This is a genomic window from Pseudomonas sp. GZD-222, from assembly GCF_049310525.1.
Lineage (GTDB): Bacteria > Pseudomonadota > Gammaproteobacteria > Pseudomonadales > Pseudomonadaceae > Aquipseudomonas.
Genome location: NZ_JBMOWO010000049.1, coordinates 41978 through 64628, shown reverse-complemented (window position 1 = coordinate 64628; position 22651 = coordinate 41978). Strand labels below are relative to the sequence as shown.

The following is a 22651-nucleotide window of genomic DNA, read 5'->3' as shown; positions in this document are numbered from 1 at the left end:
TTTGCTTGTTTTTCTGCTCTCCCCCCCTCCCCCCCCCCCCCCCCCCCCCCCCCCCCCCCCCCCCCCCCCCCCCCCCCCCCCCCCCCCCCCGGCCCCGGCAAGCCGCGACGACCAATTAGGTCTGTCCGTACGTCAACGCACGTTTCTGGGCCGGTTACACGGGGTGTTACAAGGGGTATAACTACCAGAACAGGCGCCCCAGGCCTGATCGGCGCCTGCGGCGTGGAGCGAAGTGATGAGTTCCAGAGTATGGCGATGGGCTCGCAAGAGCCTTCTTGGCAGCATCGGGCTGGCCTTGCTGGCCACTCCACTGTGCGCCAGCGCCATGTTCACGTGCCAAACCAGGGACGGCGCCAAGGCAATGGTCCAGCCACGGATTGTGCGGGGCGACGAGCCTGGCGCGGTGCGGGTTCGGGTGTTCACCTTCGTCCACCGGGGTGTTCGTCAATATGTCAGCCGACGCCCCGTCGGCATCTCCGCCCGGGTTGATGTCCTTGAGCTCTATTACATCAAGGGCTGCTATCTGTGCATGGCGCCTAAGGATTTCAAGGTCGCCTCACTGCGCCTGGACACCCATTCCTATCGGCGCGAGATCGAAGCCGCTGCGGGTCGATATGGTGTCGACAGGGCGCTGGTCCGCGCGGTGATACATGCCGAGTCGGCGTTTCGCCCCAACGTCATATCTGTAGCCGGCGCCCAGGGGCTGATGCAGTTGATGCCCGCCACCGCCGCGCGCTTCGCCGTGAGCGATCCGTTCGACGCACGACAGAACATTCATGGCGGCGTGCGCTACCTGGCCTGGCTGCTCAAGCGCTTCAATGGCAACCAGAGGCTGGCGTTGGCAGGTTACAACGCCGGTGAAGCGTCGGTGGTCGAGTACAACGGCGTGCCTCCCTACGCCGAGACGCAAACCTATGTCACCCGTGTGCAGTCCTTGACTGAACGCTATCGTATGGAAAGGAGGAACTAGGTGCCAGGTTCGCTTGAGGCAATTAAACCTAAAAAATGGGGAGAAATGACGTGCAGACAACGGAACGTTTACTACGCTCAACTTAATGAGACGAGTCAGTTTTCGGGGAGCTTAGTATTCGGGTTTGTTTGGCTTGGAAGCCGCCTTTTAGACTAGGTATTGTATCAGGCCCTTCGCATTACCTTTGGATGACTTAGATCAGACGAATTCCACTCAGCGGTTGAGAAGCTAAAAATCAGGTTGCGCTCATGCGACCGGTTTTATAGCGGATGGAGGATTTATGTTCTCTAAAGTTAGTGTGCTTACAGCAAAATCTGCGGTGATCGTCCTTGCACTCAGCTTACAGGGTTGCCCAAGCATGAGCGTCTGGAATTTCAAAGCCGCCGAAAACACCGGAGCGAGTAAGGGCTATGTCAAGCTCATGGTGTATTCTCCCGGAGGTGCAGATCCGTTTGATAATGATGTGTATTCAGCTTATCCCGAGCTTAAGAAAGCGTTGACCTTTTGCCGAAGTCCAGCTCAACAGGGAATGTTTCCCATCATTGCACCAGTCATTGGTAAGTTTCTATTCGATTTGTATGTCGATGCCCAATCCAGGAAGTTAGAAGCACTTGAAACAGCTGCGACAAAATCATACGCCGCTCAAATGACAATGCATGCTGACACATTAGCAGCAGCTGTGGGTCGCCAGAGTTGTGTTGTCCTCACTAGAGTGTCAGATAAGGAAAAGCTCGAGTTCGTTAGCGTTCTCAGGCTCGAACCAAGCCCCTCGTCGAGAGATTCCTATGCTGATGAAGCATTTAAGTTTAAGGCCATTTATGTTGCAGCACACTCGTCAGCAGCGATTACTCGTGATGCCGCGCCTCCGGAAATTTCAGTGTCTTTCGCAATAACTGTAAGTGGTATTGGTACGCAACAAAATGGACTCCCAGCATTTGCGCCCATGGGCGACGCCTCGGTCACTGTGCCTCACCTGCCGATAGTAAACCCTATCCAGCAGAAGTCGTGCGCGCCTGATAAGTGTCCAGCATCAGGTCCGATACCCTTAGATAAACGAACCGCGCTCAATGCAAAGTGGCGCTCTCAAAGTCCGGCTGCAGGCACAAGCATTGTACCGCGGGATAACATCATGTTGAATGACAGTGGGACTTTGTTGGTTGGAGTGGCTGTTGTCGAAAATGGTGATATCGGTGTGCCTGTCGACGCCGCAAAAAGCGAGCTTGCTGCAATCAAAGCGGCTTTTGGCCCGCTGGTGAGCGATATTGTAAAAGAAAAATACAAGTAAGGCGGTGACGCTATGGCTCGCATGGCAAAAGGAATGAAAACGTGGCTCGAAAGCAAAAGCGCAATAATACGCTTGGCGCAGCGCTACGAGGGTTTGACCGGTGTAGACTACGGTTATATTTATAAGAATGGATTTCCCCTGAAGACACTCGGGGTGCGCTTTCATGTTAGAACCAAACAGCCCTTGAGCGAGGTTTCTGAAACGCAATTGCTCCCAACTTCACTCTACGGCTTGAAATGTGATGTAGTGCAAGCAAGCTATTCAATCTGCGGATCTCCACAACAACCGTGCGATCCTGTGCAGCCTGGAGTAAGCATAGGCAATTACAGTCGTGGCTCTACGGGAACATTAGGTTTACTGGTTCGAGACAAGCTCACAAAAAGACCAGCCATTTTAAGCAATTGGCATGTGCTGTATGGCAATATGGCAGCGGGTTCTCTGGACGAAATAATTCAGCCTGGCCCTTTTCATATGGGGTCGAGTTCTCCACGCATAGTTGGTCACCCTGAGCGCTGCTTACCCCTGAGTACCGGCATCGATGCAGCCATCGCTCTCCTGAACCCTGAGACAAATTGGGATCCAGAAATTTTCAGTGGCTTGGTTAAAGTAACAGGTGTTGCTTTGCCGAAAATAGGAATGGAATTAGAAAAATATGGAGCCATGACAGAGTTTACTCATGGGGTTGTTGATGGGGCGGAAGGTCCGTTTTCAATAAACTACAGCTATGCCGATGATGCTTGGCGAAGTATGGACGCAATAAGGATTAGGGTAAATAAAAAATACCCGGAGGAAGAAATTAGCTTGGAAGGTGATTCCGGTGCTGTTTGGTTTGATGCTGAGGGGCGCGCAGTTGCGTTGCTCTTCGCCGGGGAGGACGGTCTCGGGGCCACCGCTGAATATGCATTGGCTCACCCCATTGCAAAAGTATTCAATCTGCTAAAGGTTGAGCCTATTTAGACTTGCAGGGGAAAAGCCAGTAGATCGCTTTGTCGGAAGCTGCCGCTGGTCAACTACAGCTATTGGATCAGGCCGCGTAAAGCAGAGAGCGTGACTAACTCACAAAGTGGGGGCATTTCGCTGCCCCACTTTTCTCGCGCCGATATGGAAATGCACTTGAGCGCAATCAGCGCATGGCTGCGTTTACAACGCAGCGGAGGCGTAAAGTACGGCTCTGTTACGTCATGCTTAGCGCTCAGTTTCCTAGCTGATGGATAACAATATTTTTTTCATTGACGCCTTCTATGATCGGTACCTTCCATGTCATGATTCTGAGAGGCTTTTTTCTAACGTTTATTTTGCTCATGAGCCGAGGATCAGCGGTATGCTCCATTTCAGGCAGATAGCCTGGTGCTCCTGCCCATGCATCTGAAAAATCCGCCTGCTGATTAGTTGCTTTCTCCCAAAATGAAATTGAATCGTCAATCCAGCCATGCAGCTTCCAAAATGCGTTATTTACATGGCTTGAGTAAGGAGCACCCAACCAGTCATTTGAAGCAGAATCGCTCCAAGGGTCGTCAGGTACTTTTTCGGACCAATGAAGGTGGAGCCAGCCATGAACTGTCCATTCAAGCTCTGATCCATATTCGTCGAGCGAAAATTGTTTAACCCAGTTTGGGTTACGGAACTCATTAGTAACCCTGTCGCTGAAATGCTGTGTGGTTCGCGGGTCTTTGGCCCAAACAAACGCTTTATCCGCTTCGGGCCAGAGTGCTGGCATTGGCCAGGTTTGATTATTGTGTTCAAACGGTATGGGGTTCCATCCTTCAACCTGTATATAGGTAGGGCTTCCTGAGTGGTGTAGATGCTTGTTGACCATCTCGATCATTTGTCGATGCATAAACAAGAAGTCTAAACCAGAGCCTGGTTGCTGTTCGAAGCGTGGTGGTGTCCAGCCTTGGTCAATAAGCTCTTGTTTTTCGATGGCTGAAAGCTCGTTCCAAAGTTTTTCATTGCGAACTAAGTGCCACAAATGGTGATAGGCCCGCATCGGGGGAGACGCAAGCATTTCCCGAATCATTGTTGGTAGTTCTGTATTCATCAACCTCTCCTTCGATAGTTTCGTTGTGAACACTAATCAATAAGCAGAGCGTCGTGTTGCGTTTTTTATCGTGATGACCTGTGTTTGTTTTCGTCCTGTAAGCTTCTGTTTTTCCTGAGTGTCATCACTAAAAGCACGACAAGGAGAAACACGCTATGGATGGTAAGTCCGGTCCGTTAGATTAGTGTAGATGGTAAATCCAACAACGCAGTCGACATAACATCAGCCTGTCCAGTGACCGTTTTTGGCCTGTCGCCGCAGGTAGCTTTGGGTCGCTTGCGTTCGGTCGTGAGCGTCCGCTATCAACCCAAAGCAGACGATGCCAAGAGGCAGCAACGGGCCGCTCCGCGCACAGATACATGTGAGTTCAAGACGCAAATGGAGTATCTTCCCGCCCCCGAAATCGAAGTGCATTCAAGGAGGAAGAATTGCGTATCTACATTACAGGCGCGTCGTGTGCCGGCGTGACCACCTTGGGCCAGAACCTTGCCACCCAGCTCGGTGTGCGGCATGCCGATGTCGATGACTATTTCTGGATGCCGACAAACCCTCCCTTCACGACCAAGCGGCCTGCCGATGAGCGCGTGCCATTGATCCAGCAAGCACTCGGTGACGACGATTGGGTGTTGACCGGTTCTTGTATGGTCTGGGGAGATGCGCTACTGGCTCAGGTCGATCTGACCGTGTTCGTGGTGACGCCGACCGCCGTTCGCCTCGAACGCTTGGCCGCTCGTGAAAAAGCGCGCTTTGGTGATCGTATCGCCCCCGGGGGTGACATGCATGCGATTCACCTGGCCTTCAGGGAATGGGCTTCGGAGTATGACAATCCAGACTTCTCAGGACGCAATCGGGCCTGGCACGAGCGCTGGTTATCAGCGCAAACGTCCCCAGTCTTGCAAATAGACGGGGCAAACAGTGCTGAAAAGATGGTTGAAGAAGTCGCCCAGGCTTTGCCGCAAACCATGGCGAAAAGCAGGTAAAACAACCACAGGCCACCTTCGGGTGGTCTTTTGGCATTTGCGGGCAATACTTCTCTAGTACAGGCGGGCGTGTTGCTGGTTGCGCGGGCCGCAGGGAGGTGTGAGGTGAACAAACTATCCATCGTGGGTGCCGGAATAGTGGGTGAGGCGGCGGCGCAGATAATCGCCCGCGAAGAGTACTGTCGCGAGTTGGTGTTGATTGATGTGCAGGGGGAGTTGGCACAGGGCAAGGCGCTGGACATCTGGCAGGCGGCAGTCGAGTCAGGTTCCGATACCAGGGTTTACGGCGGCGCCAAAGCTGAATTGCTGGAGGATTCTGATCTGGTAGTGATCACCGCGGGTGTGCCGCGCAAGCCTGGTCAGTCGCGTCAGGATGTACTGAGTATCAACCTGCCAATTCTCGATGGCATCATGCGCGATATCAATCTTCTTGCCCCGGCGGCGACGGTGTTGGTGGTGTCGAACCCGGTCGACGTGCTGACCTATCGGGCTTGCAGTCTCAGCACGCTGGGACGCAACAGGGTGTTCGGCCAGGCGGGGGTACTGGATACCGCGCGCATGAAGTGTTTCATTGCCGAGGAAACAGGGTTTTCTGCGCGGGATATCACCGCGCTGGTGCTGGGCGGGCATGGCGACAGCATGGTGCCGCTGATGCGCTACTGTGCGGTCGGTTCGGTGCCGCTGTCGCACTTCCTGTCCGAACAGCAGATAGAACGGATTGTGCAGCGTACCCGTCAGGGTGGTGGCGAGATTCTCGGTTTGAAGAAGGTGGGCAGCGCCTGCGACGCGCCGGGCGTGGCCATTGCAGAGATGGTCGATGCTATCGCTAATCGGCGAAACCGCATTTTGCCGACGGTCGCGATTCTCGACGGCGAGTACGGGCGAACAGGCATCGCCATGGGTGTCCCCTGTGTGCTGGGAGAGCAGGGGATTGCGCGGGTGATCGAGTTGCCGTTGGATGCGCAGGAGCAGGCGATGTTCGACCACTCTGCAGATCAGGTAGAACGTGATATTGCTGAAATGAAGGCGTTGTGAGCGGGGGCAGATGAACGGGTGCAACCGGGAGCGGGGCGCCGCTCCCTGGCGCTCGGGTCATGGCTTTATCTGGTGTCAGGCAGTACTAGCGCTATTCGTCAATGCTGACGCCCGATCCCCCTAACTCGCCGGGGACATCCTTCATCTTCGGCAACCCGTCTTTGATGCGCAGCCTGGACTCCTGATAATGGACGTGAACGTCTGGCGAATACTCCAGGTCCGGGATGACTGCGGCATACACGTCGATGAGTCCCATCCCCGGGTGTTCGGTGAAAATATGCCCGCCACAGAGCTTGCACCATTTGCGCAGACTCTGCGGCGTCTTGTTGTAGCTGCCAATGTTGTCCGCCCCCCGAGTGACTTGCACCGCCTCGGGTTTCCATAGCGTGAAGGCGTTGACCGGCGCGGCTGACCAACGGCGACACGACTCGCAATGGCAATAGCCCATTGCCGCGGGCTCACCGCTGACGGTGAACTCGACTGCGCCGCAAAAACAACTGCCTTGGTAAGACCTTTGAGTGCTCATGGAACGACTCCTTTATCAGGTGTGACACACATCGCCGAAGTTGGAATGAATCGCCTGAAAGCAGATTAGCTTCATCCGTCGCTGAAGCTCACCGCAGTCGTCGGCGTGCGTCGCACCTGCAACTCGAAAATGTCTGGGCGCGCATAGTGTCCGCTGACGTCAAGCGCCCGTCGCGCCGGCGCCACGAGAGACACGTCGATGTCTGCATACAGAATGCCTGCCTCCTGGTGTAATGGACCGGCCGTGATCCGCCCTTGCGGGTTGACCACCACTGAGTCGCCGTCGTTGATCCACTCTTGCGGATCGGGAAACAGTTGCATACGCGCCGGAAAGTCATCGGGAATGTCGCTGCCGCGCAGCGAGGTGCCACTGCCGAGCACCCAGCAGCGACCTTCGAGTGCAATGTGACGCATCGTGCTGATCCAGCCCTCGCCGGCGTCGTAGGTGGGGGCGACGTAGATTTCCACGCCTTGGGCATACAAAGAATAGCGCGCCAAGGGCATGTAGTTTTCCCAGCAGATGAGCGTACCAATGCGCCCGACGGGGGTATCGACCGTACGCAGCCCGGACGCATCACCGAAACCATGGACCATGCGCTCGGGGTTGGTTGGCATCAGCTTGCGATGCCGGTTGAGCACTTCGCCGTTCGCACCGATAACGACTACGCTGTTGTAGAGCGTGCCGCCGCCATTACGCCGCTCGCATTCATTGATACCGCATACGATGGTCACGGCATGTGCGCTGGCGGCCTCGCACAATTCATTCAGGTCACCGTTGGCGATATCAACGGCGTTGGCCAGCAAACGCGTGTGCAACTGGCCTATTAAAGCCCCGTCTTTTCCCGCCGCCAGGCGCCAGATCCACGACGGATAACCTGGAATGAACGATTCGGGCAAAACGATCAGCGCGGCGCCCGCAGCTGCGGCCTCAGCGATCGATTGCACGGCTCGGGCGATCGTCGCGCTGCGATCGAGCAGCACGGGCGGCCGCTGAATGATGGCTATCGTGGTCATGACGTTCTCCTGAGGCGATGGCTTTCTGAGGTTTCAGCGTGCGCGCGGCGCAGACGCGAGGCTAGTTCAGAAACTGAAGCGTTGTAGAGGCGGAGTACAGGTGATGGATGAAAGCTACGGTCAGTTCTGCACGGTCGCGCGCGGCGCTGAAGCCCTGTGCGAGCGCTGGACGCCGTTGGTCGTGCGCGAACTGCTCTGCGGCAGCAAGCGCTTCAATGAACTGCACCGCGGCGTACCCCGGATGTCCACCAGCTTGCTGGCACAGCGGCTGCGCCACCTGGAGGATATCGGTGTGGTCCATCGCACAGCCACAGGCAAAGTCTGGGAGTACAGCCTGACCGAGGCAGGCGAGGAATTGCGCCCCATCATCATGGCGCTAGGCCATTGGGGTGCGCGCTGGATAGGCAGTCGCCTTCGCGATAACGAACTCGACGCGGGCCTGCTCATGTGGGACATGCGCCGGTTCGCGCGCATCGAGCTGTTTCCGCCGCGGACGGTGGTCATTCACTTCAGGTTTCGCGATGCGCGGTCCGGCGAGCAAGAGTGGTGGCTTGTGGTCGAACAGGGTGTGGCAGACCTGTGCCGCGACGACCCGGGACGCGAACTTACCCTCGTCGTGGACTCCAGCGTGCGTGCATTGACCGAGGTGTGGACGGGCGACCGCACACCGAGGGAGGTGCTTCAGTCGCGAGAGCTGCGTATAGACGGCGCGGTGCAGGACGCGGAAAACCTGTGGCGCTGGCTTGGCACGAGTGCGTTCGCCGGTACCCGGAGCGCTGCCATCCGGCCTTTGTAACCCAATCTGCTTAAGTAATCTATTGACTGGTCCGGCCTCATCGCGGATGAATCCGCTCCTACAAGGTAGGCGGTGCGCAGTATCTGTAGGAGCGGATTCATCCGCGATCACGGGCGAAGCCCGTGCCATCCACCTCAGTGGCTGCGTCTAGCCGAATTCTGTCTCTCAAGAAGAGCTGAAAACACAAACAACGGTAGTTGAGTGGGCCGCATCGGCGGCCCAGGCCAATCGCAGACGCTCACTCCGCCGCCGATTGGCCTGCTTGCACCGTGCGGCGCAACACCGCTGCCGTTGCCGAGCGCGCTTCGACTTCATCCAGCAACGCCTCGACCAGTGCGAGGCTCATCTCCAGCGATTGCTCAGTTGCCCAGAGTAAACCGCGCACTTCTGCGTTGACCATGTCACACGCGTGGGCGTTGGTCTGGTAGGCGCTTTTGAGCAGGACGGAGGCGTGGATCAGGGCATCTTCGGATGAGACACCGGGGCGGACAGCGAACAGTGGATCGTGGCTGCCATTGCAGGAGCCGAAGGTGGTGCTGGTTTGGGTGGTTAAGGGTGGATCGGGAACGGGTTTTGTCATGGTGGTGCTCCTTCGTAGAAAGGATCCGCCACCGACTGCCGCCAAGCAGGGAAGGGTGACGGACTACGCAAGGTTGGCGGACCGGTACGAAGGAACCCGGCACTTCCGAAGAAGTCCATGCGCAGCCCGCCATAAAGCATCATCGCGGACACAAAAAAAGCGCCTGCGATGGTGAAATTGGGGCGCTTTGCGCCTTCGTGTCGGACCGCCAAGCCCGAGTCGCTGAATTTGCAGCGACTGGGGGAGGTTAACGGGATTGGGGTGGGGATTCAAGGGTCAATGGTTAATGGCGAATTTCGGCCAATACCAGCCAGTCGCATGCTTACATGACCGGCTAGAGCAGAACCTCGCTAGAAAGCGCAGCGGATTCGGATGCTGACGGACAGCAATAAGCATCCGGCTGGGCAAGGTACAGAAGGGCACTTAAGCCGTCGCCTACCCCGTCACCTCAGTAGAGATGGCGCAGGTCATGCTTGACCACCGCATCGACCACCAGGCTGGTGGCCTTACCCAACAGGCCCGTACCGTTCATGTGCTCGGACAGCATCTTGGAAAAGGCTGGAATCTGCCTTTCGTCCAGGTGTGTTGCGCGATCCCACAAACCCGCGGCCAGCAGTTCTGGGCAGTGCTGGAAGCGATAGCGCTCGACGTTCACGACGGTAGCGACCCGAGGTGGCTTGCCGTTGATTGCCAGTGGGGCGAGCAAGTTCGAGTCGTTGTTCAACCAGGCACGCCCGGCCACGGATAAAACCGTGTCGGCGCCGGGCTGAAGGAAGGACAGGCGCAAGGCGCCATCGACGAGGATATTGCTCAGGCTGCAGGCAACCTTGTTGCCGGGGCGTTCCGGTACCAGCAGAGTGTGGCGATCCAGTACCTGGACGAAACCAGCCGGGTCACCTCGTGGCGACATCTCGGTGGCGTCGGCCTGGCGCTGCGTGAGCATCAGCAGGTAGGGTGAGGCGGCGATAAAGGCCTGCGCTGGCTCGGACAAGGCCTGCCCTGTGTCAGCTAAAAAGGGCGTGGTGTACTCTCTGTCCCGCCAGAAATCGGCGCGTACCTTGGCTCGCGAACAGTGCAGGAACAGCGCCTCGGCGCGAAACTCCAACAGCTTTCCGGCCCGCAGAGAGCCCCGGCCATTGGCGCGCAGGCTGAAACCCACGCCGGGCAGGATGAAATACAGACTGCAGGCCATTTCCTCTATCGGCTGCTGTGAGATCGCTTTGTCTGCCGGCCAGGGCAGCAGGATGTCCTGGCCCTCGGCCCGTAACACTGGATGGTGGCGCAAATCGAGGTACTCGATATCTAACCGCGGGTCGGCGAAGCCGACGGCGCAAACCGTCGCTTGGCGGATCATCAGCAGGCAGTGCTCATCCAACCTGCGCTGCAGGCGTTTGTGCATCATTGCCGGTGGTGGCGGAATCAGTGCGCGCAAGGCGCTTAACGATTCGATTCTGTGCTCGGGCATAGCAGGTCTTCCTGTGCCATGGTCGTGTCGTCGATGCTAGGCAGTCCGATGACGGCTGGCCATGGCTCTGCGGTTCAACCTGCATGGCTTTTGGTTGCAACCTGCACTTGCACGGCCGACGGCTGGCCGCCGCTCTGCACCGTGCGTTAGAGTCGTTACCTAAGCAACTACCAAGAGCAAGCCCGATGGTCAGAAGTACCACCGTATCGGCCGTCGCAGTGCTGGATCTGCACGACCAGTTGCTGAATCTCGGCGTGGTCACTGCAACCCAGTTGCGGGAAGCCGGGGTGGAGGGTGCCAAACTTCTCGACCAGGGGGCTGCGGCATCGCCGATCCAGGAGCAGCGTGTCGACGAGACCCAGTTACTGGCGCTGTGGCAGTTCGCCGCGAACAACACCCAATTGCCGCATATCGGCCTGCTGATCGGGCAGACCTTCAACCCTGCCACGCATGGCGTGCTGGCTAGTTGGTTGTGCCAATGCAGTCGGGTGAGCGAGGCGCTGGAAGTGTTCCAGCGGCATATCGCGCTGATGAACCCTTCGGAGAGCTGGCAGTACAGTGAAACGGCAGATGCTCTGGTGCTGGAGATCACCTTCGCCTCCGGCAAAACCTACCCGCAGGCCGCCATCGAACGTAGCATGAGTGCAGTGCTGCGCTGGAGCCGGGAGATGACCGGCGTAGAGCTGCGGCCTCTGGCCTGCGAGTTCGCTTTCCCATCCCCGGCCTACCATGCGCACTATGTCGAGCTGTTCGGCAGCGAGCTGCGCTTCGACAGCGAGAGAAACAGCCTCCACCTGCCGCGCGATTTCCTGCAGCATCCCATTCTCGGCGCCCGCGACTACCTGCGACAGATGCTGGAGTCTCGTGCAAGGGCGACACTCGCGCAGCTGCAAGACGCAGATACGCTTGCCGGCACGGTGCGTCGCTTGATTCTCGCAAGCCTGCCCGAAGGCGTGAGCATCGAGCCAACCTGCCAGGCGTTGCACGTCAGTCGCACCACGCTCTACCGACGCTTGAAGGAAGAGGGCACCAGTTTCAGCGCGCTGGTGGCGGAGGTACGTCGCGAGTTGTCCGCGGAGCTGATTCGCCAGGGGCTGCCCGTGGCGACGGTCAGCGAGCGGCTGGGGTTCAGGGATACCAGCACTTTCCACCGTGCCTTCAAGCGCTGGTTCGACCGCCCTCCGGGAGCCTTTCGAGACTAGCAATGGGCTTGCCGCTTTCGGCGTCAATGGCGCGTTAGGCGAGGCGATTGAATTGCCCCTGAAAAGGTAGGTACCTGCGAACCTCAATGCAGGAGACTGGCCTGCTGCGAATCAGTCAGCTTCTGGCCGAAAACGGACGTTCCCCTTTTTAGAGCCAACGCCTGACTTGGCTGCGGTACTGCGTAAACTCTCCCCCGAAGAGGCTCGCAAGGGCCCGCTCCTCCGGCCCGATCTGGAAGAGGTTCATGTACATCACGAAGCCCAGCACGCCTAAGAGTGCCGGCGGCCAAGCGAGGAAGATTGACCAGGCTATCAGGGCAGTGGCAAAGCCTAAGTACATGGGGTTACGCGTATATCTATACACACCCGAGCTGACCAGAGCCGAAGCCGTTTCTGGCTTCAGCGGGTTGACCGTGGTGCGGGCTTGGCGGAAGGAAAGCAGGCCGGCAAGACAAATAGCTACGCCGGCTATCAACACAATCAGCGCCAGGCCAATGCGCCACCCGATAGTCAGATCCAGGGCTCCCGGAAGCTGTCGAGCAGCGCACCACATCAACAGGCCGAACAGGATAGCAACCAGCGGCGGAGGGATACGGTTGTCCATAATGAATTCCTGATAGATACGAACTTGCGACCAGAATGAAGCCTATAGCCACTACAGGGTCAAGCACCCTGCAGACTGTGGGGCAGGTAGCCCGTATCACCAAGATCAAAGCGGTGATAATTGCCACAATAAAAAACGCCCCGCAATCGCAGGGCGTCTTTCACAAAGCAACCTTCAATCCTCAGCGAATCCCCGCATTGCGCAACGCCGCCGGCGTAAAGTCCGCAAGCTTGGTCCTCCCACCATACTGCGGCGCCAGCTTCGACTCGTTGCTCATCGTAGCGACAACATACCGCCCAGCCAGAATGTCATAGAACCCCTGAGCCGCCGGTGCATTCAGCCCCTTGTCATAGTTGTTGTAGGTGTAGTTCTCACCCACCCGCCACAGCTGTCCACGGCCGTCATAGTGATCGACCTCGGCCAACACCCAGGTGTCCTCGTCAAAGTACATGTCGCGTTTGGCATAGATATGCCGCTGCCCGGATTTCAATGTTGCCTGCACGTGCCACACCCGGTGCAGCTCGTAGCGGGTCAGGTCCTGGTTGATGTGCCCGGGTTTGATGATGTCGGCGTACTTCAGGCTCGGCGATTGCAGCTTGTAGTTGTTGTAAGGAATGTACATCTCCTTCTTGCCCACCAGCTTCCAGTCGTAGCGGTCCGGCGAGCCGTTCATCATGTCGGCGTTGTCGGAGGTGCGCAGGCCGTCAGAAACCAGGCCCGGGGCGTCATAGGCCAGCTGTGGCGCACGGCGGACCCGGCGTTGACCGGCGTTGTAGGTCCAGGCTTTGCGTGGCTCGGTGACCTGGTCGATGGTTTCATGCGCCATCGATACGGTGCCGGCCAGGCGCGCCGGGGCGTTGACCGCGAAGATGTAGTAGTAAAGGATGTTTTTCGCTTCGTCCGGGTTCACGCCATCCATGTACTGCGGGAAGCTGTTCTGGTCATGGGTCTCGACGATCGAGTAGGCGCCATCGACCTGCGGCGAGGCCTGTACCGACCAGCGCTCGACGTTATCGCCACGGTAACGGGTGACAAAGTTCCAGTAGACCTCGACACCGCTCTTGGGGATCGGAAAGGCGTAGTAGCGCGAGCCGGCGAAGTTGCTCAGGCCGGTGCCGTCGTTGGCCAGCTGCACACTGGTGGCACTCTTTTTCGCCGCGTCATAGATGTGCTGCGCCGCCTGGGCGGTGCGGTGGGTCGGGTAGACCGGGATCTTGTAGGTGGTCGGGTAGCGCTTGAACATCGCCAGCTGACCCGGTGTGAGTTTGTCTTTGTACTGCTCGGCGTTGGCGGCGGTGATGGTGAACAGCGGCTTCTCACTGGCGAATGGGTCGGCGAGAAACCCTCGGCTGTCCACGGCTGCGGCACCGGCCTTGAGACCGCCGTTCCAGGCCGGGATGCTGCCGTCGGCGTTGCCTTCCTTTTGCGCGCCGAGCGGGGTCAGGGTGGTGCCCAGCTGCGCCGCTTCCTGTTCGCTGACGGCGGCCATGACGTTGCTGGCCAGCAACGAGAGCGCCAGGGCGCCGAAGGTGTTGATCATGCTTGCTTTCATGGATGTACCCTCTGTCGATTGCGGCTCAGAAGTTGACGCCGAAGCTGAGCGAGACGTAGTCACGGTCAGTGTTGGTGTTGAAGTGGCCGCCAAAGAAGTCCGTGTAACTCAGGCTTGCGGTGTAGTTGTTCATGTAGTCGGCATCCAGGCCGACGCTGATTGCCTTGTTGCCTTCCTCGAAGTTCGGGCCCCAGCCATCCACGTCATGGGACCAGGCAAGGTTCGGCGACAGGTTGATACCGGCAATGACGTTGGGGTAATCGAGCTTGGCGCGCATCCGGTAGCCCCACGAATCGGTGGTGTAGAAGCCGTGGCTGTTGCACTCCTTTTGCGGGTTGGTGGCAGTGGCGCAGACCGACGCGTTCTGGTTGCCGGGGAATTCGCCAGGACCAAACACCGGACTGCGACCGAAACGCACGTCGGTGCCATCGGCGCTGCCCAAACCGTTGATGCGGTTGTAGCCGACCTCACCGATCAGGGTCAGGCGGCTGGCCCCCCAGACTTGGTCGACAAAGTGCGTGGCCGTGACCTGGGCCTGCATCACCGGCATGCGTTTGTAGCCAGGCAAGTCGCCGCCCAGCGCCTGCGCGGTTTCACCGCTGGTGAATACCGGTGAGGTCTGGGTGCGCAGGTCGGTGTCGGTGGACTGCAGCGCCGCCAGGTTGAGGTCGGCGGTGTTGATCTGCAGCGGCATGTTCGGCCGGAAGCTGACTTCACCGCCGACCGACGTGGCCCCCAGGGTGGTCTGGAAGCTCACCCCGTACAGGCGGATGTCTTCCGGATAGTCGACCATGTAACGCGCCGAGCGCACTCGGTCGAACTGGTTCTGCACGGCAGCAATTTGCCTGGCTGCGGCGGGCAGGGCGGCCAGCTGGGCTGCGGTGATCGGCGCGGTGGTGGTCTGCTTGAAGCTCAGGAACGGCGAGCGGCTGTGGTAGTTCATGGCGTAGAAGCCGAACTCGGTGTCGTGCAGTTCCGGTACGAACCAGCGCAAGGCCACGCCGAACTGACCGCTGTCGCGTGGGTCGTTGTCTTCAAGGCGCGTCATGTAGACGTTGTCTACCACCGTGCCGCGCAGGATTTGCGCAGCGGTTGCGGTGTTGCTGGCCACTCCGGGTGCGAGGTCGGGGCCGGCGAACACCAGGCGGTCGTTGCAGCCCTGGGGCAGCGGGTCGGAGCCGAAGAAGGTACCGCAGTTGTCGACGACCGAGTTGTCCCATTCCAGCTGGTAGAAGGCTTCGGCGTTGAGGTTCTCGCTCAGGCCCTGGGAGATGTAGAACATGTTCACCGGCACCAGGCCTTCCTTGACCTCGGCACCCGGACGGCGCAGGGCAGCGACGTCAATCGGGTTGATGCTGTTGATCGAGTTGCCGATGAAGGTGCTTTCGCCCCAGCTCACCACCTGTTTGCCCAGGCGCACGTTGCCGGGCAGCTCACCCAGGTTGTAGTTGTGGTAGAGGAAGGCGTCGAGGAACTCGGCGCCGGAGGACTTGGCCAGGTCGTCGCGGCCACGGTCGTCGATGTCGTAGAACGGGCGGTGTTCGTCCTTGAGTTCGAAGTCGTACCAGTACTTGCCGCGCACGAAGACGCCGCTGTCGCCGTATTTCAATTCAAGGTCATGGACGCCCTTGAATATCTTCGAAAAGGTTTCGCCTTTCTTGAAGTTCTGGCGGTTGTCGTCCGCGGTACGGGTCGCCGATTCACCGCGCAGGCCCATGGTGTTGGCGGCGTTGATGAACTTCGGGTCCGGCCCGCGCACGGCCCAGCTGGAACCGATGGACAGTGACGAGTCGAACTGGCCTTCGATTTCGCCGATCTGGAAGTCGATGGCGTTGGCGCTGGCACAGCTCCCAAGACCGACGGCCAGGGCCAGCAGGTGAGGGCGGAATTCGATCTGCAGCGCGGCTGAGTGCGGCAGGCGTTTTGGGCTCATGTGTCTTGCGAAAGTCACGTGTTGGTTACCCCTGGATCTTGTTGTTGTTTGGGTGAACTGCGAGGAAACGCTAACGCCACTGCCAAAACTGCTTCCCCCTCCAGTGGGGGGGGACCCCTCTTGTCGCTGCCCCGGGTGCGCCTACCCGGCCGCAGCGCCCCCTCCACCGGGGGGGGCGTGGCGCTGAGCGAGTACGTGACCATCGATGAACGGTTTGCTGCGGTTGCCGCCCGAGGGTGGTGAATGCCGTGGGCCTTTTAACTGACCTGGGAGAAAGTGATGTCGCAGAAAGTATTTGTCGCCGGTGTTGGCATGATTCCGTTTGCCAAGCCTGGGCAGAGCGGGACCTACATCGAAATGGGTGCGCAAGCCATTCGTCAGGCGCTGCAGGACGCCGGGCTGGACTACCGCAAGGTGCAGCAGGCCTACGCCGGTTATGTCTACGGCGACTCTACCAGCGGCCAGTCGGCGCTCTATGAAGTGGGCCTCAGCGGTATTCCGGTGATCAACGTCAACAACAACTGCGGCAGCGGCTCTACCGCGCTGTTCCTGGCCCGCCAGGCAGTGGAAAGCGGCGCGGTGGATTGTGCCCTGGCTTTTGGCTTCGAGCAGATGCAACCCGGCGCGTTGAAATCCCACTGGCTGGATCGCCCGATCACCTACGGCAAGGGCCATGAAGTGGCCGATGCGATCTTCCCTGAAGGCCGCGAGATGCCTGACGCGCTGAAGTTCTTCGGCGGCGCCGGTCGCGAGCACATGGAAAAGTACGGCACCAAGATGGAAACCTTCGCGGCCATCCGCGCCAAGGCCAGCCGCCATGGCGCCAACAACCCGTTGTCGGTGTTCAAGAAGGTGATTACCACCGAAGAAGTGATGGCCGACCAGGTGATTTTCCCGGGCGTGATGACCCGTTTGATGGCCTGCCCGCCAACCTGCGGTGGTGCTGCGGCCATCGTCGTCTCCGAGCGCTTCGCCAAGCAGCATGGCCTGCGTACCGACGTGTGCATCCTGGCCCAGGCGCTGGTGACCGATCAGCCGGAAGCCTTCGAACCGCCGTCGCTGATCAGCATCGTCGGCGTCGGTATGACTCGCCAGGCCGCCGCTGAGGTCTACGAAAAAGCTGGTGTAGGTCCAGACGAAATCCGCGTCTGCGAACTGCACGACTGCTTCGCCCATAACGAACTACTGACCTACGAAGGCCTGGGCTTCTGCCCGGAAGGTGGCGCCGAGAAGTTCGTCATGGACGGTGACAACACCTACGGCGGCAAGGTGGTGATCAACCCGTCGGGCGGCCTGCTTTCCAAAGGCCATCCGCTGGGCGCTACCGGCCTCGCGCAATGCTACGAGCTGACCCATCAACTGCGCGGCACCGCCGACAAACGCCAGGTGGCGGACCTCAAGCACGCCCTGCAGCACAACCTGGGCCTGGGCGGCGCCGGCATCGTGACCCTCTTCGGCCGCGCCTGAAGAGAGTGCGCGCCCATCAGGGCGCGCGTTTTCACTGACTGACAGGATTACCTGACATGGCAGACAAGAGTCTGATCGGCCGTTCACTGGGTGTGACCACCTGTGAAGTTGAAAAGGGCCGCCTGCGCTTTTTCGCTAAGGCCATTGGCGAGACCGACCCGGTCTACATCGACGAAGCCGCAGCCCGGGCCGCTGGACATCGGTCGCTGCCGGTACCGCCGAGCTTTCTGATGTGCCTGGAAGCGGAAGGGCGCGACACCGACCATATCGTCGAGGACATTTTTGGCTTCGACCTGGGACGCATCCTCCATGCCGAGCAGGGCTTTGACTATCACGCCATGGCCTATGCCGGCGACGTGCTGACCTTCGCCACCGAGGTGCTCGACGTTTACCAGAAGAAAGGCGGGGCATTGACCTTCGTGGTGCAGCAAACCCGCGTCAGCAATCAGGACGGCCTGCACATCGCCGACATTCGTTCATCCCTGGTGCAGCGCTAAGGAGCCCGCCATGAACCCTAGCCAATGGCGCGACGTACAGGTCGGCTTCGAACTGCCGCCGCTGACCTTGCCCGCGGTCAACCGCACCACCCTGGCGCTGTATGCCGGTGCATCGGGCGACCACAACCAGGTGCACATCGACCTGGATTTCGCCCGTAAGGCGCGGCAACCCGACGTGTTCGCCCACGGCATGCTGTCGGTGGCCTACCTGGGGCGTCTGCTCACCGGGTGGGTGGCGCAGCAGCAGATCCGCAGCCTGTCCGTGCGTTTTACCGGCATCACCCAGCTCGGCCACATCCCTACCTGTAGCGCCAGGGTCACCGAGTGCTTCGAGGTCGACGGCGAACGCCGAGTACGCCTGGCAATCCGCTGCGCCAATCAATACGGCGACGACAAACTGGTTGGCGAAGCCGTTGTGGCGCTGACCTGAACCCTATAAAAACAAGGAATATCCCCATGAGCAAACTCACAGGCAAAGTTGCCCTGGTTACCGGCTCCGGCCGTGGCATCGGCCGCAGCGTGGCACTGAAACTCGCCGCCGATGGCGCGCGTGTCGTGGTCAACGATCTGGACGCCGGTCCCGCCGAGGAGGTGGTTGCCGAGATCCGCGCTGCGGGCGGCGACGCCGTTGCTTGCGTCGGCAGCGTCACGGCGGTCGATTTCGCCGACCGCTTCGTCAAGACCGCGGTCGACAACTACGGGGGCATTGACATCATTGTCAATAACGCCGGCTACACCTGGGACAACGTGATCCAGAAGATGAGCGACGAGCAGTGGTACGCCATTCTCGATTGCCACATCACTGCGCCGTTCCGGATTTTGCGCGCCGCGCAGCCCATCATCAGCGCCATGGCCAAGCAAGAGGCCGCTGAGGGGCGGGTGGTCAACCGTAAAGTGGTCAATGTGTCGTCGGTATCCGCCAGCGGCAACCCCGGCCAGGTCAACTATTCGACCGCCAAGGCCGGTGTGCTGGGCATGACCAAATGCCTGGCCAAGGAGTGGGGACGGATGAAGGTCAACGTCAACGCCGTTGCCTTCGGCCATATCGAAACCCGCCAGACCCAGCCGGTGGAAGGCGATCCGAACTTTATCAACATCGAAGGCCGCGAGATCAAGGTCGGTATCAGTCCGGCCATTGTCGAGCAGTCCAAGAGCATGATCCCGCTCGGCCGTCCGGGTACTACCGAGGAGGCTGCGGGCGCCGTGTACCTGTTCTGTATCCCTGAGTCGGACTACGTCAGTGGCCAGGTGCTGGTCTGCGGTGGCGGTCTGGGCAACGTATGAAGACTGCGGCGGGGCGCGCTGACGCTCCGCCACACTGGAGTGCATAGCGATGACTCAGGCATTTTCCGGCCAGCCCAAACGCCGGCTGCTGCATACCCGCCAGGTGGTCTGCAGCGGTTTTGAGCGTGATGACGGCCTGTTCGATATCGAGGGCCGTCTGCTCGATACCAAGGGTGTGGACACCGCCTTTCCCTATGGCACCATCCCGGCCAATGGCGTGCTGCATTACATGCGGGTGATCATGACGCTCGACCGCAACCTGGTGATCCAGCAGATCCAGGCGGTCTCTGAACACGCGCCGACGCCGGTGTGCGGCCAGATCAACCGCGCCTATGCGGCATTGGTGGGTATCAGCATCGGCCCCGGTTTCAAAAAGCGGGTCGCCGAACGGGTAGGGGGTGTGAAGGGTTGTACGCACCTCACCGAGCTGCTTGGGCCGATGGCAACCACCGCGATCCAGACCATGGCACCGCTGATGCGGCTAAAGCAGCGTCAGCGTGCCGCGCAAGATCCCGACTATGAGTTGCCAAAGCATTGGGTGATCGGCACCTGTCACGCCTACCACCCCGATGGCGATGCCGCCCGCCGTGCCAGTGAGTGGCAACCCATTGCTGACCCTGTTCAAGTCAGCTGACGACAAGGAGTTCCTGGCAGGCGCCCAAGGTCCCTGGCACGGGTTTCAATGGCCGTAGACATCAAACGAGAAGTAGCGGTTCTGGATGGTCGTGTATTCACCGCTCGCCCGGATCGCCGCTATCGCCTTGTTGAACTGGGCTGCCAACGGTTGATTGCCTTTGCGTACGGCAATACCGACACCTTCACCGAAATAGGCGGGATCGCGCAGTGGTTCGCCAGCAAAGGCGAAGCCTTTGCCGCTCTCGGTGTCGAGGAAGCCCAGTTGCACAGCGACGTCATCACCTTGAACCGCGTCCAGACGGCCGGCAATCAGGTCGAGGTAGGCTTCGTTGAGTGAGGCGTAGCGAACAATGTCGACCCCGACAGGGGCAAGCCTGTCGCTGGCGAACCTGTCGTGGGTACTGGCGCGCTGAACACCCAGGCGTTTACCTGAAAGCTGCGAATAGTCATTGCCCGGCGTAGCGCCGAGGCGCATCACCAGGCGGCTCGCGCTTTGGTAGTAACGGTCGGTGAAATCCACTGACTTCCTGCGCTCATCGGTGATGGACAGCGAGGACAGCACGGCATCCACTTTCTTGACCTTCAGCGCGGGGATCAAACCGTCGAACTCCTGTACGACCCACTGGCACTTCATCTGCATCTGCGCACAGAGGGCATTGCCAATGTCGTAGTCGAATCCCTGGATCTCTCCACTGGCGGATTTCGAGGCGAAGGGCGGGTAGGCCGTTTCGATACCGATACGCAAGGTTTCGGCGGCGCCGACAGCGCTGGAGAGGGCGATCAGGCTGGTGCAGAGCAGGACGGACAATTTGCAGTTCATGGCATCGCTCCGGGTAGTGTGCAGGGATGAGCGGACTCAGGTGCGGACGAACTCCAGTACGCAGCGGGAAATCTGCGCGTCCTGCACGGCAAGGCCGGTGAGGTCGACAAGCGTCACCTGATCTTCGTCGGTACGGCCGGGGATTCGGCCTGCCAGCAGGGCGCCGAGCTCACCGAGCTGCTGCGCATTGATCAGGCCCGCCTTGAGCGCGTGGGAGACCTCACCGTACTGGCTGCACTGGGAAAGGGAGTCGACAATGATCCGGTCGGCCGTGGCCACCAGTGCCGGATCAAGTTCCTGCTTGCCGGGCGTATCCGCGCCAACTGCGGTGATATGGGTGCCGGGTTGCAGCCACTCGGCCTTGAGCAGCGGCGTGCGCGAGGGTGTAGCGCAGACGATCAGGTTTGCCTCTCGTGCGACGTGCTCGGCTTGCTTGCAGGTGTGCACTTCAAACCCAAGCTCACTGGCGAAGCGTTGATAGGACTGCAGTTCCTTGTCACTGCGTCCCCACACGATTACACGGCGGCAGTCGCTGACCGGCATCAGTTGCTCCAGCTGCATGCGTGCCTGAACACCGGTGCCGAGGATGCCGATGGCCTTGACCTTGCGCGGGGCCAGCAGGCGCGCGGCGATGCGCCCGGCCAGCGCGGTGCGCATGCAGGTCAGCCAGCCCTGGTCCTGGAGCAGGGCCAGGGGTTGGCCGGTGTGCGCGGAGCACACCAGCATCAGTCCGTCGTTGCTGTCCAGGCCCTTGGCCGGGTTGTCGTAAAAGCCGGTGGACACCTTGACGGTGAAGGTATCGCTGCCCTCGACGAACGCGGTCTTGATGCAACAGTCACCGTTCGCGGCGTTAAAGGCCAGGGCTTGCACGGGCGGGACCTGCACCTTGCCATTGGAGAAGGCGATGAAGCCTTCCTCGATGCGTAGCGTCGCCAGCTCCAGGTCGAGCAGCGCGATGATCTGCTGTTTGTCGAGAATCTTCATTGCACCGCTCCAAGAAACTTCTCCAGGACAATGTTGCGACCGCAGAGCACCACGGCGACGCGCTTGCCACGGAATTCTGCAGCGAGTTTCTGCATGCCCGCCAGGGCAACACCTGCGGCGCCTTCAATGATCCAGCGTTCGTAGGTGGCGGTATCACGCATGGCCTGGCGGATTTCGGCTTCGCTGACCAATACGGTGCGGTCCAACAGACGCTGGCACAGGGGGAAGGTGATGCTATCGGGCTCTACGCCGCCAGCGGTGCCATCGGAGAGTGTGTCTTGCTCTTGCATTTCGATGATCTCGCCCACTTCCAGCGAGCGCTGCAGGGTGGGGGCGTTGGCCGGCCAGCAGCCGATGATCTCGATGGAAGGCTTGAGGTGGCGCAGTGCGGTGCCGATGCCGGAGATCATGCCACCGCCGCCGACGGCAACGAATACCGCATCCAGGTCGGGGAGCTGTTCAAACAACTCCATACCGATAGTGCCCTGGCCGGCGATGATCTCGGGGTCGTTGTAGGGAGAGATGAACGGCACGCCTTGCAGATGCGCCTGACGTGAAGCCTCCAGTTCCACGCTAAGGGGGTCGGTGTCCAGTGTCTCCACCGTGGCACCGAGCGCACGCATCGCGTCGAGTTTGTACGCGGAGGCGCTGCTTGCGGCATACACCGTAACCGGTACCCCGAGCATGCGTCCGGCCAGGCCAACCCCTTGGCCGTGATTGCCGGACGACGCTGCAATTACACCCCGCTTGCGTTGTTCTTCACTCAGCAGCCGCAGTTTGTTACTGGCGCCGCGGAACTTGAACGAGCCGGTGTGCTGCAGGTGTTCGCATTTGAGGTAAACCTCGCAACCGGCCTGTGCCGACAGCCGGGAGCTATGGGTAAGCGGCGTTACGGCCACTTGCGGGCGCAGGGCAATGTGGGCCTGACTGATGGCCTGGAACAGTCCGTTGAGGTAGTTGTCATCAATGCTCATGAGGCGATCC

General features: G+C 59.7%; 23 protein-coding genes. 12 read left to right on the top strand and 11 right to left on the bottom strand.

The features are described from left to right. The first annotated feature begins 235 nt into the window (after nucleotides 1-235). From ACO6VD_RS08960 to ACO6VD_RS08950, 3 genes are all read left to right on the top strand, one after another. The gene (locus tag ACO6VD_RS08960; RefSeq protein ID WP_422418404.1) at nucleotides 236-970 is read left to right on the top strand and encodes a lytic transglycosylase domain-containing protein; all 735 of its coding nucleotides are present in this window, start codon (nucleotides 236-238) and stop codon (nucleotides 968-970) included. 280 nt (nucleotides 971-1250) lie between these two features. Then, nucleotides 1251-2255 (top strand): hypothetical protein, encoded by a 1005-nt coding sequence (locus ACO6VD_RS08955; protein ID WP_422418402.1) that lies wholly within the window; start codon nucleotides 1251-1253, stop codon nucleotides 2253-2255. Nucleotides 2256-2267: 12 nt separating this feature from the next. After that, complete coding sequence (locus ACO6VD_RS08950; RefSeq protein ID WP_422418400.1) at nucleotides 2268-3212, top strand: hypothetical protein; 945 nt, start codon at nucleotides 2268-2270, stop codon at nucleotides 3210-3212. Between the two features lie 235 nt (nucleotides 3213-3447). Here ACO6VD_RS08950 and ACO6VD_RS08945 read toward each other — a convergent pair whose 3' ends face one another. Then, nucleotides 3448-4293: a hypothetical protein gene (locus ACO6VD_RS08945; protein WP_422418398.1), complete on the bottom strand. Its 846-nt coding sequence runs from the start codon at nucleotides 4291-4293 to the stop codon at nucleotides 3448-3450. 428 nt (nucleotides 4294-4721) lie between these two features. On the opposite strand from ACO6VD_RS08945, the gene ACO6VD_RS08940 reads away from it, so the two are divergent. Then, a complete protein-coding gene (locus ACO6VD_RS08940; protein ID WP_422418397.1) occupies nucleotides 4722-5273 on the top strand; it encodes an adenylate kinase in 552 nt (183 codons plus the stop codon). A 105-nt stretch (nucleotides 5274-5378) separates the two neighbouring features. Then, nucleotides 5379-6308 carry a malate dehydrogenase gene (locus tag ACO6VD_RS08935; RefSeq protein WP_422418395.1) on the top strand — a complete coding sequence of 310 codons (930 nt, stop codon included), beginning with the start codon at nucleotides 5379-5381 and terminating at the stop codon, nucleotides 6306-6308. Nucleotides 6309-6399: 91 nt separating this feature from the next. On the opposite strand, the gene ACO6VD_RS08930 is transcribed toward ACO6VD_RS08935, so the two are convergent. Further along, nucleotides 6400-6834 (bottom strand): GFA family protein, encoded by a 435-nt coding sequence (locus ACO6VD_RS08930; RefSeq protein WP_422418394.1) that lies wholly within the window; start codon nucleotides 6832-6834, stop codon nucleotides 6400-6402. A gap of 71 nt (nucleotides 6835-6905) precedes the next feature. Then, complete coding sequence (locus tag ACO6VD_RS08925; RefSeq protein WP_422418392.1) at nucleotides 6906-7847, bottom strand: carbon-nitrogen hydrolase family protein; 942 nt, start codon at nucleotides 7845-7847, stop codon at nucleotides 6906-6908. A 103-nt stretch (nucleotides 7848-7950) separates the two neighbouring features. Here ACO6VD_RS08925 and ACO6VD_RS08920 point away from each other — a divergent pair, with 103 nt between their 5' ends. Further along, the gene (locus ACO6VD_RS08920) at nucleotides 7951-8643 is read left to right on the top strand and encodes a winged helix-turn-helix transcriptional regulator (RefSeq protein ID WP_422418390.1); all 693 of its coding nucleotides are present in this window, start codon (nucleotides 7951-7953) and stop codon (nucleotides 8641-8643) included. 238 nt (nucleotides 8644-8881) lie between these two features. Here ACO6VD_RS08920 and ACO6VD_RS08915 read toward each other — a convergent pair whose 3' ends face one another. Beyond that, a complete protein-coding gene (locus tag ACO6VD_RS08915) occupies nucleotides 8882-9223 on the bottom strand; it encodes a DUF6124 family protein (protein ID WP_422418388.1) in 342 nt (113 codons plus the stop codon). 448 nt (nucleotides 9224-9671) lie between these two features. Then, entirely contained in the window at nucleotides 9672-10688 is a 1017-nt protein-coding gene (locus ACO6VD_RS08910) for a hypothetical protein (protein WP_422418386.1), read from the bottom strand. A gap of 185 nt (nucleotides 10689-10873) precedes the next feature. On the opposite strand from ACO6VD_RS08910, the gene ACO6VD_RS08905 reads away from it, so the two are divergent. After that, nucleotides 10874-11890 (top strand): AraC family transcriptional regulator ligand-binding domain-containing protein, encoded by a 1017-nt coding sequence (locus tag ACO6VD_RS08905; RefSeq protein WP_422418384.1) that lies wholly within the window; start codon nucleotides 10874-10876, stop codon nucleotides 11888-11890. A 148-nt stretch (nucleotides 11891-12038) separates the two neighbouring features. Here the strand turns inward: ACO6VD_RS08905 and ACO6VD_RS08900 are convergent, their stop codons facing one another. The 3 genes from ACO6VD_RS08900 to ACO6VD_RS08890 all read right to left on the bottom strand — a co-directional run bounded on the left by ACO6VD_RS08900 (nucleotide 12039) and on the right by ACO6VD_RS08890 (nucleotide 15979). Next, nucleotides 12039-12494, bottom strand: a complete 456-nt coding sequence (locus ACO6VD_RS08900) for a methyltransferase family protein (protein WP_422418382.1) — start codon at nucleotides 12492-12494, stop codon at nucleotides 12039-12041. A 181-nt stretch (nucleotides 12495-12675) separates the two neighbouring features. After that, nucleotides 12676-14046 (bottom strand): DUF1329 domain-containing protein, encoded by a 1371-nt coding sequence (locus ACO6VD_RS08895; protein WP_422418381.1) that lies wholly within the window; start codon nucleotides 14044-14046, stop codon nucleotides 12676-12678. Between the two features lie 25 nt (nucleotides 14047-14071). Then, nucleotides 14072-15979: a DUF1302 domain-containing protein gene (locus ACO6VD_RS08890; RefSeq protein WP_422418379.1), complete on the bottom strand. Its 1908-nt coding sequence runs from the start codon at nucleotides 15977-15979 to the stop codon at nucleotides 14072-14074. Between the two features lie 279 nt (nucleotides 15980-16258). On the opposite strand from ACO6VD_RS08890, the gene ACO6VD_RS08885 reads away from it, so the two are divergent. Genes ACO6VD_RS08885 through ACO6VD_RS08865 form a run of 5 tightly spaced genes read left to right on the top strand, consistent with a single transcriptional unit; the run spans nucleotide 16259 to nucleotide 19861 of the window. Next, nucleotides 16259-17446, top strand: coding sequence for a lipid-transfer protein (locus ACO6VD_RS08885; protein WP_422418377.1), 1188 nt, complete (start codon nucleotides 16259-16261; stop codon nucleotides 17444-17446). A gap of 56 nt (nucleotides 17447-17502) precedes the next feature. After that, the gene (locus tag ACO6VD_RS08880) at nucleotides 17503-17943 is read left to right on the top strand and encodes a MaoC family dehydratase N-terminal domain-containing protein (RefSeq protein ID WP_422418376.1); all 441 of its coding nucleotides are present in this window, start codon (nucleotides 17503-17505) and stop codon (nucleotides 17941-17943) included. A gap of 10 nt (nucleotides 17944-17953) precedes the next feature. Further along, nucleotides 17954-18373, top strand: a complete 420-nt coding sequence (locus ACO6VD_RS08875) for a MaoC family dehydratase (RefSeq protein WP_422418374.1) — start codon at nucleotides 17954-17956, stop codon at nucleotides 18371-18373. 26 nt (nucleotides 18374-18399) lie between these two features. Next, nucleotides 18400-19227 (top strand): SDR family NAD(P)-dependent oxidoreductase, encoded by an 828-nt coding sequence (locus ACO6VD_RS08870; RefSeq protein WP_422418373.1) that lies wholly within the window; start codon nucleotides 18400-18402, stop codon nucleotides 19225-19227. 49 nt (nucleotides 19228-19276) lie between these two features. Continuing rightward, nucleotides 19277-19861 carry a DUF2889 domain-containing protein gene (locus ACO6VD_RS08865; protein WP_422418372.1) on the top strand — a complete coding sequence of 195 codons (585 nt, stop codon included), beginning with the start codon at nucleotides 19277-19279 and terminating at the stop codon, nucleotides 19859-19861. 45 nt (nucleotides 19862-19906) lie between these two features. Here the strand turns inward: ACO6VD_RS08865 and ACO6VD_RS08860 are convergent, their stop codons facing one another. The 3 genes from ACO6VD_RS08860 to ACO6VD_RS08850 are packed head-to-tail and all read right to left on the bottom strand — an operon-like array spanning nucleotide 19907 to nucleotide 22641. After that, complete coding sequence (locus ACO6VD_RS08860) at nucleotides 19907-20683, bottom strand: ABC transporter substrate-binding protein (protein ID WP_422418370.1); 777 nt, start codon at nucleotides 20681-20683, stop codon at nucleotides 19907-19909. Nucleotides 20684-20719: 36 nt separating this feature from the next. Beyond that, the gene (locus ACO6VD_RS08855) at nucleotides 20720-21667 is read right to left on the bottom strand and encodes an ornithine cyclodeaminase family protein (protein ID WP_422418368.1); all 948 of its coding nucleotides are present in this window, start codon (nucleotides 21665-21667) and stop codon (nucleotides 20720-20722) included. Then, nucleotides 21664-22641, bottom strand: coding sequence for a threonine/serine dehydratase (locus ACO6VD_RS08850; RefSeq protein WP_422418366.1), 978 nt, complete (start codon nucleotides 22639-22641; stop codon nucleotides 21664-21666). The genes ACO6VD_RS08855 and ACO6VD_RS08850 overlap by 4 nt, the downstream gene beginning before the upstream one ends. Nucleotides 22642-22651 lie beyond the last annotated feature (10 nt).

What these genes read in the sequence shown, in the direction of transcription:
- ACO6VD_RS08960 (WP_422418404.1), top strand. Translation starts at nt 236, where the DNA reads ATGAGTTCCAGAGTATGGCGATGGGCTCGCAAGAGCCTTCTTGGCAGC.
- ACO6VD_RS08955 (WP_422418402.1), top strand. Translation starts at nt 1,251, where the DNA reads ATGTTCTCTAAAGTTAGTGTGCTTACAGCAAAATCTGCGGTGATCGTC.
- ACO6VD_RS08950 (WP_422418400.1), top strand. Translation starts at nt 2,268, where the DNA reads ATGGCTCGCATGGCAAAAGGAATGAAAACGTGGCTCGAAAGCAAAAGC.
- ACO6VD_RS08945 (WP_422418398.1), bottom strand. Translation starts at nt 4,293, where the DNA reads ATGAATACAGAACTACCAACAATGATTCGGGAAATGCTTGCGTCTCCC.
- ACO6VD_RS08930 (WP_422418394.1), bottom strand. Translation starts at nt 6,834, where the DNA reads ATGAGCACTCAAAGGTCTTACCAAGGCAGTTGTTTTTGCGGCGCAGTC.
- ACO6VD_RS08925 (WP_422418392.1), bottom strand. Translation starts at nt 7,847, where the DNA reads ATGACCACGATAGCCATCATTCAGCGGCCGCCCGTGCTGCTCGATCGC.
- ACO6VD_RS08920 (WP_422418390.1), top strand. Translation starts at nt 7,951, where the DNA reads ATGGATGAAAGCTACGGTCAGTTCTGCACGGTCGCGCGCGGCGCTGAA.
- ACO6VD_RS08915 (WP_422418388.1), bottom strand. Translation starts at nt 9,223, where the DNA reads ATGACAAAACCCGTTCCCGATCCACCCTTAACCACCCAAACCAGCACC.
- ACO6VD_RS08910 (WP_422418386.1), bottom strand. Translation starts at nt 10,688, where the DNA reads ATGCCCGAGCACAGAATCGAATCGTTAAGCGCCTTGCGCGCACTGATT.
- ACO6VD_RS08905 (WP_422418384.1), top strand. Translation starts at nt 10,874, where the DNA reads ATGGTCAGAAGTACCACCGTATCGGCCGTCGCAGTGCTGGATCTGCAC.
- ACO6VD_RS08900 (WP_422418382.1), bottom strand. Translation starts at nt 12,494, where the DNA reads ATGGACAACCGTATCCCTCCGCCGCTGGTTGCTATCCTGTTCGGCCTG.
- ACO6VD_RS08895 (WP_422418381.1), bottom strand. Translation starts at nt 14,046, where the DNA reads ATGAAAGCAAGCATGATCAACACCTTCGGCGCCCTGGCGCTCTCGTTG.
- ACO6VD_RS08890 (WP_422418379.1), bottom strand. Translation starts at nt 15,979, where the DNA reads ATGAGCCCAAAACGCCTGCCGCACTCAGCCGCGCTGCAGATCGAATTC.
- ACO6VD_RS08885 (WP_422418377.1), top strand. Translation starts at nt 16,259, where the DNA reads ATGTCGCAGAAAGTATTTGTCGCCGGTGTTGGCATGATTCCGTTTGCC.
- ACO6VD_RS08880 (WP_422418376.1), top strand. Translation starts at nt 17,503, where the DNA reads ATGGCAGACAAGAGTCTGATCGGCCGTTCACTGGGTGTGACCACCTGT.
- ACO6VD_RS08875 (WP_422418374.1), top strand. Translation starts at nt 17,954, where the DNA reads ATGAACCCTAGCCAATGGCGCGACGTACAGGTCGGCTTCGAACTGCCG.
- ACO6VD_RS08870 (WP_422418373.1), top strand. Translation starts at nt 18,400, where the DNA reads ATGAGCAAACTCACAGGCAAAGTTGCCCTGGTTACCGGCTCCGGCCGT.
- ACO6VD_RS08865 (WP_422418372.1), top strand. Translation starts at nt 19,277, where the DNA reads ATGACTCAGGCATTTTCCGGCCAGCCCAAACGCCGGCTGCTGCATACC.
- ACO6VD_RS08860 (WP_422418370.1), bottom strand. Translation starts at nt 20,683, where the DNA reads ATGAACTGCAAATTGTCCGTCCTGCTCTGCACCAGCCTGATCGCCCTC.
- ACO6VD_RS08855 (WP_422418368.1), bottom strand. Translation starts at nt 21,667, where the DNA reads ATGAAGATTCTCGACAAACAGCAGATCATCGCGCTGCTCGACCTGGAG.
- ACO6VD_RS08850 (WP_422418366.1), bottom strand. Translation starts at nt 22,641, where the DNA reads ATGAGCATTGATGACAACTACCTCAACGGACTGTTCCAGGCCATCAGT.